This window comes from Nostoc sp., from assembly GCF_036917465.1.
Lineage (GTDB): Bacteria > Cyanobacteriota > Cyanobacteriia > Cyanobacteriales > Nostocaceae > Nostoc.
Genome location: NZ_JBALDL010000041.1, coordinates 19,448 through 34,081 on the forward strand (window position 1 = coordinate 19,448; position 14,634 = coordinate 34,081).

The window sequence follows — 14,634 nt, forward strand, 5'->3', positions numbered from 1 at the left end:
GTGCGTATTGGTATACATTATCGGGCGCTTGCTGTAAAAGAAGATGATAATTTTGTATGGTTTTGGATTGGGTCACATCCAGGATATGACAGATTGCTAAATGGTGGATAGCGCTCTAACATTGCCTACGAGCAGCTTAACTGATAACTCATAATACAAAGTATGGAACTATACTTAATTCGTCATGGCATCGCCGAAGACAAGGGATTAGGCATCAAAGATGAGGAACGCAGCCTTACCAAAGAAGGAAGGCAAAAAACAGAGAAAGTTGCCCAGAAACTTGTTAAATTGGGTTTAAGCTTTGATTTAATTCTCACCAGCCCCTTAGTGCGGGCCTGCCAAACGGCTGAAATCCTTATAGCAGAAAAACTAAGCACCAAGTTAGAGGAATCTAGCCACCTCGCCCCAGATGGTGAAATTTCTAGTTGGCTTAAAGACTGGTTAGAACCGAGAAATTATTCCGAAAATACCCAACTGGCGCTGGTTGGACACGAACCTGGTTTAAGCAATTGGGCAGAAATTCTCCTGTGGGGAGAAGTCAAAGAAAGCTTAGTCTTGAAAAAAGCAGGTATGATTGGGATAAAACTACCAGAAACAGGTTCTCCTCTGGGTCGGAGTCAGATGTTTTGGTTGACACCACCCAAGTACCTGCTATAACAGTTTTTCAACATTTTCGATTGTTGTTAGAACGGCTACTGTTATGGCGACAATAAATTTCTGGTAAGTTAGCTTGATCAGATATTTCAAAAAACAAATGGTGGTGCCATGATGGTGTGCGAATACAAGCCTGGTTTAGAAGGCATTCCCGCCGCTCAATCAAGTATCAGCTATGTTGATGGGCAAAAAGGAATACTAGAATATCGTGGCATCCGAATTGAGGAACTAGCAGAAAAAAGTACATTCCTGGAAACTGCTTATCTCTTGATTTGGGGCGAACTGCCAAGCAAGGAACAACTGGAAGCATTTGAGCATGAAGTTCGTTACCATCGGCGGATAAAATACCGCATTCGGGACATGATGAAATGCTTTCCAGAAAGCGGCCACCCAATGGATGCCTTGCAAGCCTCTGCTGCGGCTTTAGGCTTGTTTTATTCACTCCGGGATTTACATAATCCTGTCTATATTCGAGATTCGGTGGTGCGCCTGATAGCAACCATTCCGACGATGGTGGCGGCGTTTCAACTGATGCGAAAAGGCAACGATCCAGTACGTCCCCGTGATGACTTAGATTACTCCGCCAACTTTCTATACATGCTTGATGAGCGAGAACCCGATCCTCTGATGGCGCGGATTTTTGATATCTGCTTGATACTTCAAGTCGAGCATACAATGAATGCTTCTACCTTCAGTGCTAGGGTGACAGCTTCTACCTTAACCGATCCTTACGCTGTGGTTGCTAGTGCCGTCGGAACTTTGGGTGGGCCTTTGCATGGTGGAGCCAATGAAGAAGTAATTCAGATGTTGGAGAAAATTGGCTCTGTAGAAAATGTCCGTCCCTACATAGAGCATTGTCTGGAAACTAAATCTAAGATTATGGGCTTTGGACATCGTGTGTATAAAGTGAAAGACCCACGAGCCATAATTTTACAAACTCTAGCAGAGCAACTGTTTGAGAAGTTTGGCCATGACAAGTTCTACGACATTGCTCAAGAGATGGAACACGTGGTAGAGGAAAAACTCGGTAGCAAGGGGATTTATCCAAATATTGACTTTTATTCAGGTTTGGTGTATAGGAAAATGGGGATTCCTACAGACTTGTTTACGCCAATATTTGCGATCGCTCGCGTTGCCGGTTGGTTAGCCCACTGGAAAGAACAACTAGCAGAAAACCGGATTTTCCGTCCTACCCAGGTTTATAACGGTCATCACGAAGTGACTTATACTCCAATTGACAAAAGGTAATTCGGGATTGGGGATTGGGAATTGGGAATTGGGCATTGGTTATTAATTCTTCCCCCTCATCTTCCCCTGCTTCCTGCTCCCTGCCCCTACTCCCTGCTCCCCCATCTCCTTAATAGCCAATCCCAATGCCAACCATAAGTAGAAGTTCTCATATCGCTTCAGAGGGCTAAAACCATCCAAGGATATACTAGGCATGGGAATTAGCGACAAATCTTCAATCAAGCATCATCTGGAAAAAAATTAAAAATGGGTGAATTTACAGGTATTAATTTAACTAATAGTTGTAACTCACCATGACTCGATGTCTTAAAGAGCGGAAACATGAACTCAGGAATTGACCTCCAAGGAACTTTTATTGAATCCCTCCGGGATTTAGGTTTACCAGCAGGCACAGCCAAAGCGATTTGGATGCCCCTGCCAATGATACTGATGCTGATTGGGGCAACAGTGGGGGTATTAGTTGCTACTTGGCTAGAACGGAAAATTTCCGCCTCCGCACAGCAGCGAATTGGGCCAGAATACCAGGGGCCTTTTGGGTTGCTAGTGCCTGTAGCTGATGGTCTGAAGCTGGTATTTAAAGAAGATATAGTACCAGCCAAGTCTGACCCCTGGCTGTTTACCCTCGGCCCAATTATTGTTGTAATTCCGGTGTTTCTGTCGTTCCTGATCGTTCCCTTTGGGCAGCATATCGTTATTAGCAATGTGGGCATGGGCGTATTCTTGTGGATTGCCTTGTCAAGTATTCAACCCATTGGCTTGCTGATGGCTGGCTACGCATCTAATAACAAATACTCCCTCTTAGGGGGCTTGCGGGCAGCAGCGCAATCTATTAGTTATGAAATTCCTTTGGCATTGGCGGTGTTAGCGATCGCTATGATGTCTAATAGTCTCGACACTGTTGATATTGTCAATCAGCAATCTGGCTACGGCATTCTAGGCTGGAACATTTGGCGACAACCAGTTGGTTTTCTGATCTTTTGGATAGCCGCCCTAGCTGAATGCGAACGATTACCCTTTGACTTACCCGAAGCGGAAGAAGAAATAGTCGCAGGTTATCAAACTGAATATTCAGGGATGAAATTCGGTCTGTTCTACCTGGGTTCCTACGTTAACTTAATCCTTTCTTCCTTACTAGTAGCAATTCTCTACCTGGGCGGTTGGGATTTTCCTATTCCCCTCAACCTCATCGCTGGTTGGTTGGGAGTCAGTGAACTAAATCCCGTGTTCCAGATAGTAACTGCTGCTTTGGGAATTATAATGACTGTCTTCAAAGCCTATTTACTAGTGTTTGTCGCCATCCTGTTGCGCTGGACAGTGCCACGCGTAAGGATTGACCAACTGTTAGATTTAGGATGGAAGTTTTTGTTACCAGTTGGCTTGGTTAATCTTCTATTAACCGCCGCCCTGAAACTAGCCTTTCCCTTCGCTTTTGGCGGGTAAAGCAATTTTAGATTTTAGATTTTAGATTAAGTCTGAAATCTAAAATCCAAAATCCAAAATTGAAAAGAGAGAGACACAAAATGCTCAAGTTCCTAAAACAAGTTGGTGATTACGCCAAAGAAACGGTACAAGCTGCGCGTTACATTGGTCAGGGGCTTTCTGTCACCTTCGACCACATGCGGCGGCGACCGATTACCGTACAGTACCCTTACGAAAAACTGATTCCTGGCGAACGATTTCGCGGTCGAATTCACTTTGAATTTGATAAGTGCATCGCTTGCGAAGTTTGCGTTCGCGTTTGTCCAATTAATCTACCTGTAGTCGATTGGGAATACGACAAAGCTAGCAAAAAGAAAAAACTCAACCACTACAGCATCGACTTTGGAGTTTGTATCTTTTGCGGTAATTGTGTGGAATTTTGCCCCACTAACTGTCTATCCATGACAGAAGAGTATGAGCTTGCCACTTACGATCGCCATGAATTGAACTATGACAGCGTAGCGCTAGGTCGTCTGCCTTATAAGGTAACAGATGATCCAATGGTTACACCACTGCGCGAACTAGTTTATCTACCCAAGGGTGTCCTCGAACCCCACGGACTACCCGCAGATGCGCCACGTGCAGGTGCGCGTCCAGAAGACATGGTAGAACAAACAGAAAAATAAATGTCATTTGTCCATTGTTATTTGACCAATGACTAATGACCAATGACCAATCAATGACCAGTGACCAGTGACCAATGACCAATGACTAAGGACAAAAAACAGTGAATCTAGCAGAAGGAGTACAGTTAGTATCGCTTGGCATACTGGGCGTGATGATGATTGGGGCGGCCATTGGTGTGGTACTGTTCTCCAACATCGTCTATTCTGCCTTTTTGCTGGGGGGTGTGTTCATCAGCATAGCGGGAATCTACCTGTTGCTAAATGCTGATTTTGTTGCAGCTGCACAAATACTGATTTACGTTGGGGCGGTTAACGTGTTGATTTTGTTTGCCATTATGTTGGTGAACAAGCGCGAGGATTTTGTAGCATTTCCCAACTCTTGGGTGCGGAAAGTACTAACAGGTATAGTCAGTGTAGGATTGTTCGGTCTTTTAAGTACGATGGTGCTGGCTACTCCTTGGGCTTACTCAACTGCTCCTGTAGCAGGTGGTACAAGCTCTATAGTTTTGATTGGAGAGCATTTCTTCACTGACTTTTTACTACCTTTTGAACTGGCTTCCATTTTGCTACTGATAGCGATGGTAGGAGCAATTATTTTGGCACGTCGTGAATATTTGCCAGATCAACTGACACCATCCGATCTGCGGCAAACTGTTTTGACTTTGCAAGAACGCCCCAGAGAACTGGTATCAACAACCAGCGAAACAAAAGAGTAATATTTGCGGCTTCATTCGCAGATAAATAGCCAGATTTTTCAGGAGGGATACCCAGATTCATGCAACTCCAATACTTTTTATTACTAGCAGCAGCTTTATTTTGCATCGGCATCTACGGTTTAATTACCAGCCGCAACGCTGTACGGGTGCTGATGTCAATTGAATTACTGCTCAATGCTGTTAATCTGAATTTAATGGCATTTTCCAACTTCCTCGACTCAACATTAATTAAGGGTCAGGTTTTCACAGTATTTGTGATTACCGTGGCCGCGGCCGAGGCGGCGGTAGGTTTAGCGATCGTGCTGGCCATTTATCGCAACCGCGATACCGTCGATATGGAGCAGTTTAATCTCCTGAAGTGGTAATTGTGCGTGCAACTCAAGCAGGTAATCATTGCTTATAAAGCGCGGGATGCCCGGAGTAAAGAATGGGCAGAAATCTGTGCTAAACAACTAGAAAGCCGCGAGTGCCAGGTGTTGATGGGGCCTAGTGGGCCGAAAGACAACCCCTATCCAGTCTTTTTGGCTTCGGCGGCTCAACCAATCGATCTCGCCTTGGTACTCGGTGGCGATGGTACTGTTTTAACCAGTGCCAGACATTTAGCCCCAGCTGGCATCCCAATTCTGGGAGTGAATGTAGGCGGTCATCTGGGGTTTTTAACTGAGTCAGTAGAAGAGTTTCAAGATACAGAGAAAGTTTGGGATCGGCTGTTTGAGGATCGCTATGCTATCCAACGACGGATGATGTTACAGGCTGCGGTGTATGAGGGTCACGGGTCTAATTTGGAACCCGTGAGTGAACGTTACCTAGCTTTGAATGAATTTTGTGTCAAACCCGCCTCTGCTGACCGAATGATTACCTCAATTCTAGAAATGGAAATCGACGGTGAGGTAGTCGATCAGTACGTTGGGGATGGGTTAATTATTTCCACTCCCACAGGTTCTACTGGTTACACTGTTTCTGCTAATGGGCCAATTATGCACGATGGTATGGAGGCGCTTACCATTACCCCCATTTGTGCAATGAGCCTTTCTAGTCGCCCCCTGGTTTTACCCCCTGGTTCTGTGGTGAGTATTTGGCCTTTGGGGGATTACGATTTGAGTACCAAACTGTGGACAGATGGAGTTTTGGGGACTTCAATTTGGCCGGGACACCGCGTTGATGTGCGGATGGCAGAGTCTCGGGCTAAATTTATTATTTTGCGCGAGAACAATTCCTACTATCAGACGCTACGGGAGAAGTTGCTTTGGGCAGGTACAAGGGTTCACTACAACAATAATCACCGTAATTAATTAAGTATTTTAGAGTGCATCTACCGCAGATTGCGATCGCGTACCCGCCCAAACTAGGCGATCGCAGATGCGATGGATGTCTACGACGGGCTGTTCGGAGTCGCAACCAAAACCATCCAAGCCCCTGGATTCATCTGGGGGCTTTTTCCTTGTCCTCTTCTTTGAATTGCATCTATAGCCTATATCGAAGGAAAATTTTGTATCTTATTGCCAGATTTTTTAGGAATTAATGCCCATAATAAAAGCACTCTACCTCTAATCCGAAAGAGTAAGAAAGCTCTTTAGAGGTTATTTTATCAAAAAGTGTCTCAATTACGCTTCGACACATTAATGCATAATGTGAGCTATTTGTTTAGTGCCTAAATCCTAGTAGGATATTTTCGCAAATCTAAGTAGGAAGATAGATGGAAGTTTCTGGACGCAGCATCAATTACCCACTGAATTCTCCTCCCCCTCTTGAAGATTTTCCCGTCCTTCAAACTGAAAAATATACCCTACGGCTGGCTTCAACCGAAGAAGAATTAAAATCAATTTTTCGGTTGCGCTTTGAAGTTTTTAATCTAGAACTAGGCTTAGGATTTTCTGGTTCTAACTTTACCCAGATGGATATAGATAAGTTTGATGCGGTTTGCCATCATTTAATCATGATTTCCAAACAAACAGGTAAAACCATTGGAACTTATCGAATGCAAACCTATACAATGGCTTCTCAAAGATTAGGCTTTGATGCTGCCGATATATTTAATCTTAATGCAATTCCCAATTCTGTGCTTCAGGCATCAGTTGAAGTTGGGCGTGCATGTATAGCTAAAGAATACCGCAACAGTCAAGCACTTTTACTATTATGGAAAGGGCTAGCAAATTATCTTATCTGGAGTAAAAATCAATATTTTTTTGGCTGTGCATCATTACTAACACAATGTCCTTCTAAAGCTACTTGCACTTATGATTATTTTCAGCAAAATGGTTTGATGCATCCAAGTATTTTGGTTTATCCAAATTCACAATCTTGTCTAGAACTGCCTGAGAGTTGTCCAGATTCATATAATGTTGAAATTCCTAAAATTTTGCAGGCATACTTGAATATTGGAGCTAAAATATGCAGTATTCCCGCTATCGACCGACACTTCAAGACTATTGATTTTTTAACCATATCTAATACTAAAGACTTTGCGAGATGGCGTTATCAAATATTGTAAAATTTATCTTTAATTCTAATGCCTATTAAGATTGTGCAATGAACAGACTTAGATATAATTACTAATTCGTAATGGGCTACGCCCCGCTACGCCCCGCTACGCCCCGCTACGCTAATGTAGTTCGTAATGACGAATTATGATGAATGGGCGTAGCTGCGGCACTGGATTATTTTAGACAAAATCTTGGGAAAAATACTTATGCGCCATCTCAAATTTGCTCCGAGTTGGTTGCGGTTTTTAATTATTTTCTTATTGACAATGGGTATATTGTTTCGCTTTTTTAACCTTGATACCAAGGTTTTCTCCCATGATGAAACTTATACCTTATTACGAATTTCGGGTTATACAAGAACTGAAGCACAAAATAAACTGTTTAATGGTAGTGTCATTGGCAAAGAAAGTTTTGCTCAGTTCCAAGGTGTAAATCAAAAAAATTTAAATGACACAATCATGACTTTGGCTAGAGAAGATTCTTTGCATCCACCGCTTTATTACGTAATAGCGAGATTGTGGATGGGAGTTTTTGGTAATTCGGTGACGGCGATCAGAAGTTTATCTGCTTTGATCGGTTTGCTGGTTTTTCCTTGTGTTTATTGGTTATGTCGAGAATTATTTAATGTGCCGTTATCGGTTCCTGGTGTAGCGATCGCACTTATGGCAATTTCTCCAATCCAACTAGTATACGCCCAAGAAGCACAAGAATATATTCTCTGGTTAGTCACCATATTACTATCTAGCGCCTCTCTGCTGCGAGCAATGCGGCTAGAAGATGAGCTAATAAAAAAACAACAAAGACCAGATTTATTCGCTGCTTGGAGCATTTATGCAGTAACTTTGGCAATTAGTCTTTATACATTTATTTGGAGTGGATTTATAGCAGTTGCTCACGGAATTTACGTGATTACTGCTGCCAGATTCCAGTTGTCCCAAACTGTCAGAACTTATTTGCTAGCATCACTGGTAGGTTTTTTAGCCTTCATGCCTTGGCTAGCGGCTGTAATAGGTGACTTTTTCCAATTTTTGATTTCAGCAGATAAAACAACAACGCAGTCATCTTTGATGCCTGTATTGGAATTTTTCTTTATGCAATTAAGCCGTATTTTTTTTGATATAGACCTTAGATTAGAAAATAGTTTTAGCTATTTAATTAAAATAATTTCTTTAACTTTTATAGGATATTCAATTTATTTCCTTTGCCAAACAACTAATTATAAAGTTTGGTTGTTTATCATTATATTAATTGTAGTGCCTATACTGCCTCTAAGAATACCAGACTTAATGCCTGGCAGTATACAATCATCTACCGATCCATATTTCATACCATCTTACTTAGGGATTCAATTAGCTGTTGCTTACTTACTAGCTACCCAAATATATAATGGGAGCATGTCACGCCGGAGTATTTGGTATGCGATCGTGGCATTGCTAATTATTTGTGGTTTAATTTCTTCTAAAGTTAATTCCCAAGCAGAAACCTGGTGGAATAAGGGTATCAGCGATGGTAATCCCCAAGTTGCCCAAATCATCAATCAAACTACTCGCCCACTTTTGATTAGTGATGCTTTGGGTAATAATTATGGAAATATTTTTTCTCTGAGCTATCTTTTGAAGCCAAAGGTGCAATTTCTGCTGGTTCAAAATCAAAAAATCCCCAAAATTCCTGATAGGTTTGCTGATGTTTTTTTATTCAATCCTTCAGACACTTGGCGGGAAATAATAGAAAAAAAGTATAGTTTGAAGACAGATGTTGTTTATAGTGACAAATATTATTCAGTTTGGAAACTAGCTAAACCCCGCAGTGTACGCCAACGCGATATTCTCCGCAAGACGAAATTATCTAGCAGTTGACTATTAGGCTATAAAAAAGGGTTGTAGGTTGGAAGTCGCTTAATACATCGCACACCTTGTTAGCTTTATTTAGTCTTTTTGCAATGTTTCCTTTCTTAAACTCAGATAAAAATAACAAAAATAAACATTCAACAGATTCTTATCTAAAATTAATTTAAGTGATAGTAGAATGCTTTAAATTGTCATTTGACATTAATTTGATGATTAATTTAAAGGTGTTGTATGCAAATAACAGATTTTCTTGGTCTTTTACATCCAGCGATCGCAATTATATTCGTGTTTCCACTAATCGGGACAGTAGTCAATTTTGCTTGGCAAACACGTCAACGCAGATTGCAAATTTTAGCCGGTAGTAAGAGCAAAATTCCCCCTGTGGTTGGTGGAGAACATAAGCAGTTGGGTGAAAGACTAACAAGTGCAGTTGTCGGATTAACTTTAATTGGATTAAGCTATCCTATTGGTAAAAACATTATTAACAATCAGGTATGGAATAAAACACCTTTTCAAGTGGTTTTTATCCTATTAATATTGGCTGCTACCATCGCCTCTTTAGTATTTCTTTATCGGGCAAAGCAACGAGTATGGCGGGCAATTTTTGCAACTTTAACTGGTGCAGGTTTAGTAATACTAGGCTGTCAGGATGGAGTATTTCGCCGTACCAATGAATGGTATTGGTCACATTATTATATTGGTATTACCGCAGCACTGCTGATGATTTTTTCATTAGCTATTGTTCAAGATATTTATCAAGATAAATCTAATCGCTGGCGGATCATCCATACGATTTTAAACTGCATTGCTTTGTTGCTATTTATTGGACAAGGTATGACAGGAACACGAGATTTATTAGAAATTCCTTTGAGTTGGCAAGAACCATATATTTATAAGTGTGATTTTGCTAATAAAACTTGTCCAACACCAAATTCTCAACCACCAAAGTAAACCAAGGGATTTCCAAGAAATAAATTATCCAATTCCTCCATATCTAAGATTTAGCCGTCTACAATTATTGGCGGGTTTTAATTCCCCACTCAAAGATTGCTGAATCAATAGTTTAAGAATCTTGACTCCTGAATGTTCCAGCATCCTCTCTGCTTGGCAATGGTGAACCAAGGACACTAAGATTGAGAACATGACCACCAGTAACTAAATAAACAGTTTCGCTAAGTGCAGCTAATTGGCGCACCAAAGAACCCAAGCGATCGCGGAACATCCTCCCCAGGGGATAAGCTGGTACTACACCCCAACCCACCTCTTCTGCTACAAACACGATATCAGCAGCAACCAGATCCACCGTCTCTAATAACTCTACAACAATACTTTCCCAGCTAGATTTATCCTCCTCTAAGAGATTAGCAACCCAAGTTCCTAAAGAATCAACTAAAAGGCAGGTATAGGGTTTGGCATCGGCGAGGGTAGCAGACAGTTCTACAGGTACTGATAGAGTTACCCAGTCTTGGGGACGGCGTTGTTGATGTTCTAAAATGCGTTGATGCCATTCTTGGTCATCTGCATTATCGGTTGCTGTTGCTACGTAAACAACTGCTTTCCCTGACTGCATAGCCAGAGTTTCCGCCCATTCACTTTTACCAGATCGTGCTGGCCCTGTTACTAAAATGATTTTACCCAAAGTTGTTTTCTGAGTTTTTTAACAATAATAGGACTTACGCAAAACTATACACCGTAGGGACAATTCATGAATTGCCCCTACGGTAAATCAAGGATTTGACTGACTTTTTGCGTCAGTCCCAAAATAAGTAGCTAGTTGAAATTTATCACTACAGTTTTTACTTTATCGGTAAGATTTTTAGTTTGAAATAACTTTTAAGGGATAAAATTAGCACCAGCACCATTCAAAATTTATAATTCATAATTCTGTTTCCAGTCAGGATTAAAATCCCACTGCAAATGGAACTATGGTCATCATGCACCGGGTAAAAACCCTTTTTAAGGGACTTCCAACAAATAAATTACCCAATCTTGTGGGGTATTTTTTTATTTGGAAGTCCCTAATTACGAATTAGATTGGTGTCACAACTGGCAAAAGCCGAAAATTCCAACAACCCCATTCTTAATTACTTAACACCATTGGGGACAGCAAAATTTAGGATGTCTTTATGAACGCAGGTTTAAAACGCATAGAAGCAACTCTACACGATTTGGGGAATCGCGGCACTAGCTCTGCCGCCGAAGCAGGAGATTCGACAACAAAACGGCCTTTTTCCTTTAGAATCAGTGTCGGAGCCAACGAATCTACAGAAAGTACACAAACTCCGTCATCCCAAAAAGAAGAAACAGTTAACCTGGGTGTAGATATTGAGAGTAATTATCCTCCTGAACAAAATTTCTTTCCTCACCATGACTCTGTGCAAACCTTTCAAGCAGAAGAGAATGGTGGTAAAATACCTAGCCTACCCAAGTTGAAAACTACGACCTTTAGTAACCATCGCCACGGAGCAAATCCAGCCTTGGCGATGAATCTATTGCAAGAAATTCAAGAAACTGTCGCTGGTTGGCAAATAGAACTGCAAAATATTTTGAAGCAAATTCAGGATATTTACTTAGAAGGGCCAATTGTGAATGGCTGGTTAGAATCCAATCCCAGCGAACCAGAAGCGGGAGGAACTGCAACACTGCGCCATGCAGAAGTTGACCGCCTGATGAACTACGTAGAAGAAATTTGCGCTACTGGTGGGAAAGTATCTTATAAATCATCGATTACTGGCTACCGCCTTTGTGGTGTGGATGATGCTGGTAAAGTCTGGTCACGCCCATGTCCAGCAGATCAGGTTCCTAATGTTAGTATGGCGATCGCACGTTACCAAAAGTTACGTCAACTATTAGGACGCAAGCAATCTTTAGAAACCCGCCTGAGTCAACTGGCTCAAACACTTGTAGTTTTACACAGTCATATTCAACAAACGTGAAGTTTTAAAGATATTTCCGAAGAAACTCGGTTGGTGGGTTGGTAATTTTTGGTTTAGATTAACTCTGAGCAGGTGTACGTTGGATTTAAGATTTTTATCTAAAATCCCAAATCTCAAATCCAAAATAAAATCTATGCCAGACATCCAAATCTCTGCCATTATCTGTACCCACAATCGAGATACCTATTTAGGGGCTGCTATTGATAGTCTTTTAGCGCAGGATTTTGCTGCTGACTTTGAAATTGTAGTAGTTGATAATGGATCTAGCGATCGCACCCGTGAGGTGGTAGAACAAAGAACCCACAATCCACACCTAAAGTATGTATTTGAACCCACCATTGGTTTATCTGTCGCCCGTAACACAGGCGCAAAAGTAGCTAATGGTGATATTCTTGCTTATCTGGATGACGATGCTGTTGCTAGCCCTGGCTGGCTACAAGTTTTATATCTTGCCTATTACAATAATTCTAAACTAGCGATCGCAGGTGGCAAAGTCACTCTCTTATGGCCCCCAGGAATCGAACAACCACGATGGCTATCTCCAGGGCTAGCTGCAAATCTGGGTGCATACGACTTGGGTGACAGTAACATCTACATCGAGCAACCTGGCTCAACACCCAGAGGCTTAAATTACTCCATCCGCCGCAGTTTCCTAGAAGAAATTGGCGGTTTTGATCCTCATCTCGGTCGAGTGGGGAAAAATCTGTTATCAAATGAAGAACTGCAAATGACCGAGTTTGCCCTACAGCGTGGTTGGCAAGTCGCTTATCTTCCCGAAGCGCTAGTTGCTCACAATGTTGCCCCAGAACGCCTCCAACGCACCTGGTTTTTAAACCGAGGCTGGTGGCAGGGGATCAGTGAATGCTATCGAGAACAACTCGCTGGTAAAGCTGGAATCGCTCAATTGCAGCGAGGTAGCGAACGGTTTGTGCGTGGCTTGTATAAAGCATTGCAATATTTTTCCGATCCAGCAGAACGGTTTGACAAACTTGTATATGCTTACGGTCAGATTGGCTATTTAAATGCTGCTATTCAAGGTCTTTTATTCACATCAAATAAGAAATAACCAATAACATAATTTATAGTGATATGTCATCTAAAATACCAGTTTCTGTATTAATTCCGGCAAAAAACGAACAAGCAAACTTGCCAGCCTGCCTCGCTAGCCTCAGCAGAGCAGATGAAATATTTGTAGTAGATTCTCAAAGTACCGACAACAGCATTGAAATTGCGAAAAGTCACGGTGTGAATGTCGTGCAATTCAACTTTAATGGACGCTGGCCGAAAAAGAAAAATTGGTCTTTAGATAATCTCCCTTTTCGTAACCAATGGGTGCTAATTGTCGATTGCGATGAGCGCATCACACCCGAACTTTGGGAAGAAATTGACCAAGCAATTCAAAATGATGAATATACAGGTTATTACCTCAACCGCCGCGTATTTTTCTTAGGAAAATGGATTCGTTACGGTGGGAAATATCCCGATTGGAATCTCCGTTTATTTCAGCATAAAAAAGGCCGCTACGAAAACCTACATACAGAAGATATTCCTAATACTGGTGATAACGAAGTTCACGAACATGTGATTTTGCAGGGCAAAGTTGGGTATCTCAAAAATGATATGCTCCACGAAGACTTCCGCGATCTTTATCACTGGTTAGAACGTCATAACCGTTATTCCAACTGGGAAGCCAGCGTTTATTTTAATATTCTCACAGGTAAAGATGATAGCGGCACCATCGATGCGAATCTATTTGGTGATGCAGTGCAACGCAAGCGCTTTTTGAAAAAAGTGTGGGTACACCTGCCATTTAAACCAATTTTACGCTTTGTTTTATTTTATATAATTCAACGCGGTTTTTTGGATGGCAAAGCCGGATATATTTATGCACGCTTGCTGAGTCAATATGAATATCAAATTGGCGTTAAACTTTACGAATTACGCAACTGTGGTGGTCACTTAAATACTGCAAAGGAAGAAGTAGCAGAACAGGGAAGCAGAGGAGCAGAGGTAAAGCTATTAACCATTGATTCCTGATAAATAATAAATGACCAATGACAAATGACCAACCTTTCGTAGATTTACGCAAATATGACCAATCTTGGTTTGATCGGGGACGGCCAAGTTGGTATGTATTATTGTGGTGGCTTGTACAAGCGATCGCATTTCCCCTCACTCCTCAACCGTTAAATATTCTGCGTTGTGCTTTGCTACGATTATTTGGCGCTAGTATCGGCAAAGGCGTATTAATTCGACCCACCGCCCGTTTCACCTATCCTTGGAAAGTTACCATTGGCAACTATAGTTGGATTGGAGATAACGTAGTGTTATACAGCCTCGCTCGGATACACATCGGTGAACACTGCGTAGTTTCCCAAAAAAGTTACCTATGTACTGGTAGTCATGATATCCAAGATCCTGCTTTTGGGTTAAAAACAGCGAGTATCACTATTAACAATGGTGCATGGGTAGCAGCAGATTGTTTCGTGGGGCCAGGAGTGCAAATTGGGGCTAATGCTGTGATTGGCGCTCGTAGTACTGTTTTGACTAATATGCCTTCTGGACAGGTTTGTTGGGGAAGCCCCTGTCATCCTAAGACGAGTCGGATAAAACTCGATCTCCCCACAAACCCCTGATTTTATAGA

16 protein-coding genes are annotated in these 14,634 nt (G+C 41.8%); 15 read left to right on the plus strand and 1 reads right to left on the minus strand.

What is annotated here, in order from left to right:
• From V7K38_RS29625 to V7K38_RS08010, 11 genes are all read left to right on the plus strand, one after another.
• Entirely contained in the window at nt 1–111 is a 111-nt protein-coding gene (locus V7K38_RS29625) for a hypothetical protein (RefSeq protein ID WP_442940758.1), read from the plus strand.
• 51 nt (nt 112–162) lie between these two features.
• A complete protein-coding gene (sixA, locus tag V7K38_RS07965) occupies nt 163–657 on the plus strand; it encodes a phosphohistidine phosphatase SixA (protein ID WP_334856826.1) in 495 nt (164 codons plus the stop codon).
• 108 nt (nt 658–765) lie between these two features.
• On the plus strand, nt 766–1,902 hold the full coding sequence (locus tag V7K38_RS07970; RefSeq protein WP_334856828.1) for a citrate synthase: 1,137 nt from the start codon (nt 766–768) through the stop codon (nt 1,900–1,902).
• Nucleotides 1,903–2,223: 321 nt separating this feature from the next.
• Complete coding sequence (nuoH, locus tag V7K38_RS07975) at nt 2,224–3,342, plus strand: NADH-quinone oxidoreductase subunit NuoH (RefSeq protein WP_334856830.1); 1,119 nt, start codon at nt 2,224–2,226, stop codon at nt 3,340–3,342.
• Nucleotides 3,343–3,422: 80 nt separating this feature from the next.
• Nucleotides 3,423–4,007: an NAD(P)H-quinone oxidoreductase subunit I gene (ndhI, locus tag V7K38_RS07980; protein WP_334856833.1), complete on the plus strand. Its 585-nt coding sequence runs from the start codon at nt 3,423–3,425 to the stop codon at nt 4,005–4,007.
• 101 nt (nt 4,008–4,108) lie between these two features.
• Nucleotides 4,109–4,723, plus strand: a complete 615-nt coding sequence (locus V7K38_RS07985) for an NADH-quinone oxidoreductase subunit J (RefSeq protein WP_334856835.1) — start codon at nt 4,109–4,111, stop codon at nt 4,721–4,723.
• 59 nt (nt 4,724–4,782) lie between these two features.
• Nucleotides 4,783–5,088 carry an NADH-quinone oxidoreductase subunit NuoK gene (gene nuoK, locus V7K38_RS07990; protein ID WP_006199065.1) on the plus strand — a complete coding sequence of 102 codons (306 nt, stop codon included), beginning with the start codon at nt 4,783–4,785 and terminating at the stop codon, nt 5,086–5,088.
• Nucleotides 5,089–5,094: 6 nt separating this feature from the next.
• The gene (locus tag V7K38_RS07995; RefSeq protein ID WP_334856837.1) at nt 5,095–6,015 is read left to right on the plus strand and encodes an NAD(+) kinase; all 921 of its coding nucleotides are present in this window, start codon (nt 5,095–5,097) and stop codon (nt 6,013–6,015) included.
• A gap of 404 nt (nt 6,016–6,419) precedes the next feature.
• Nucleotides 6,420–7,214: a GNAT family N-acetyltransferase gene (locus V7K38_RS08000; RefSeq protein WP_334856839.1), complete on the plus strand. Its 795-nt coding sequence runs from the start codon at nt 6,420–6,422 to the stop codon at nt 7,212–7,214.
• A 198-nt stretch (nt 7,215–7,412) separates the two neighbouring features.
• Entirely contained in the window at nt 7,413–9,062 is a 1,650-nt protein-coding gene (locus V7K38_RS08005; protein ID WP_334856841.1) for a glycosyltransferase family 39 protein, read from the plus strand.
• Between the two features lie 222 nt (nt 9,063–9,284).
• Nucleotides 9,285–10,004, plus strand: a complete 720-nt coding sequence (locus tag V7K38_RS08010; RefSeq protein ID WP_334856842.1) for a DUF4079 domain-containing protein — start codon at nt 9,285–9,287, stop codon at nt 10,002–10,004.
• Between the two features lie 112 nt (nt 10,005–10,116).
• On the opposite strand, the gene cobU is transcribed toward V7K38_RS08010, so the two are convergent.
• Nucleotides 10,117–10,692, minus strand: a complete 576-nt coding sequence (cobU, locus tag V7K38_RS08015; protein WP_334856843.1) for a bifunctional adenosylcobinamide kinase/adenosylcobinamide-phosphate guanylyltransferase — start codon at nt 10,690–10,692, stop codon at nt 10,117–10,119.
• Between the two features lie 487 nt (nt 10,693–11,179).
• On the opposite strand from cobU, the gene V7K38_RS08020 reads away from it, so the two are divergent.
• The 4 genes from V7K38_RS08020 to hpsU all read left to right on the plus strand — a co-directional run bounded on the left by V7K38_RS08020 (nt 11,180) and on the right by hpsU (nt 14,625).
• The gene (locus V7K38_RS08020) at nt 11,180–11,989 is read left to right on the plus strand and encodes a hypothetical protein (RefSeq protein WP_334856844.1); all 810 of its coding nucleotides are present in this window, start codon (nt 11,180–11,182) and stop codon (nt 11,987–11,989) included.
• Nucleotides 11,990–12,122: 133 nt separating this feature from the next.
• A complete protein-coding gene (locus V7K38_RS08025; protein WP_334856845.1) occupies nt 12,123–13,055 on the plus strand; it encodes a glycosyltransferase in 933 nt (310 codons plus the stop codon).
• Between the two features lie 23 nt (nt 13,056–13,078).
• Nucleotides 13,079–14,026 carry a glycosyltransferase family 2 protein gene (locus tag V7K38_RS08030; protein ID WP_334856846.1) on the plus strand — a complete coding sequence of 316 codons (948 nt, stop codon included), beginning with the start codon at nt 13,079–13,081 and terminating at the stop codon, nt 14,024–14,026.
• 17 nt (nt 14,027–14,043) lie between these two features.
• Nucleotides 14,044–14,625, plus strand: coding sequence for a hormogonium polysaccharide biosynthesis acetyltransferase HpsU (hpsU, locus tag V7K38_RS08035; protein WP_334856848.1), 582 nt, complete (start codon nt 14,044–14,046; stop codon nt 14,623–14,625).
• Nucleotides 14,626–14,634 lie beyond the last annotated feature (9 nt).

Coding starts and splice junctions, on each gene's coding strand:
- sixA (WP_334856826.1), top strand. CDS start 163: ATGGAACTATACTTAATTCGTCATGGCATCGCCGAAGACAAGGGATTA.
- V7K38_RS07970 (WP_334856828.1), top strand. CDS start 766: ATGATGGTGTGCGAATACAAGCCTGGTTTAGAAGGCATTCCCGCCGCT.
- nuoH (WP_334856830.1), top strand. CDS start 2,224: ATGAACTCAGGAATTGACCTCCAAGGAACTTTTATTGAATCCCTCCGG.
- ndhI (WP_334856833.1), top strand. CDS start 3,423: ATGCTCAAGTTCCTAAAACAAGTTGGTGATTACGCCAAAGAAACGGTA.
- nuoK (WP_006199065.1), top strand. CDS start 4,783: ATGCAACTCCAATACTTTTTATTACTAGCAGCAGCTTTATTTTGCATC.
- V7K38_RS08000 (WP_334856839.1), top strand. CDS start 6,420: ATGGAAGTTTCTGGACGCAGCATCAATTACCCACTGAATTCTCCTCCC.
- V7K38_RS08005 (WP_334856841.1), top strand. CDS start 7,413: ATGCGCCATCTCAAATTTGCTCCGAGTTGGTTGCGGTTTTTAATTATT.
- V7K38_RS08010 (WP_334856842.1), top strand. CDS start 9,285: ATGCAAATAACAGATTTTCTTGGTCTTTTACATCCAGCGATCGCAATT.
- V7K38_RS08020 (WP_334856844.1), top strand. CDS start 11,180: ATGAACGCAGGTTTAAAACGCATAGAAGCAACTCTACACGATTTGGGG.
- V7K38_RS08025 (WP_334856845.1), top strand. CDS start 12,123: ATGCCAGACATCCAAATCTCTGCCATTATCTGTACCCACAATCGAGAT.
- V7K38_RS08030 (WP_334856846.1), top strand. CDS start 13,079: ATGTCATCTAAAATACCAGTTTCTGTATTAATTCCGGCAAAAAACGAA.
- hpsU (WP_334856848.1), top strand. CDS start 14,044: ATGACAAATGACCAACCTTTCGTAGATTTACGCAAATATGACCAATCT.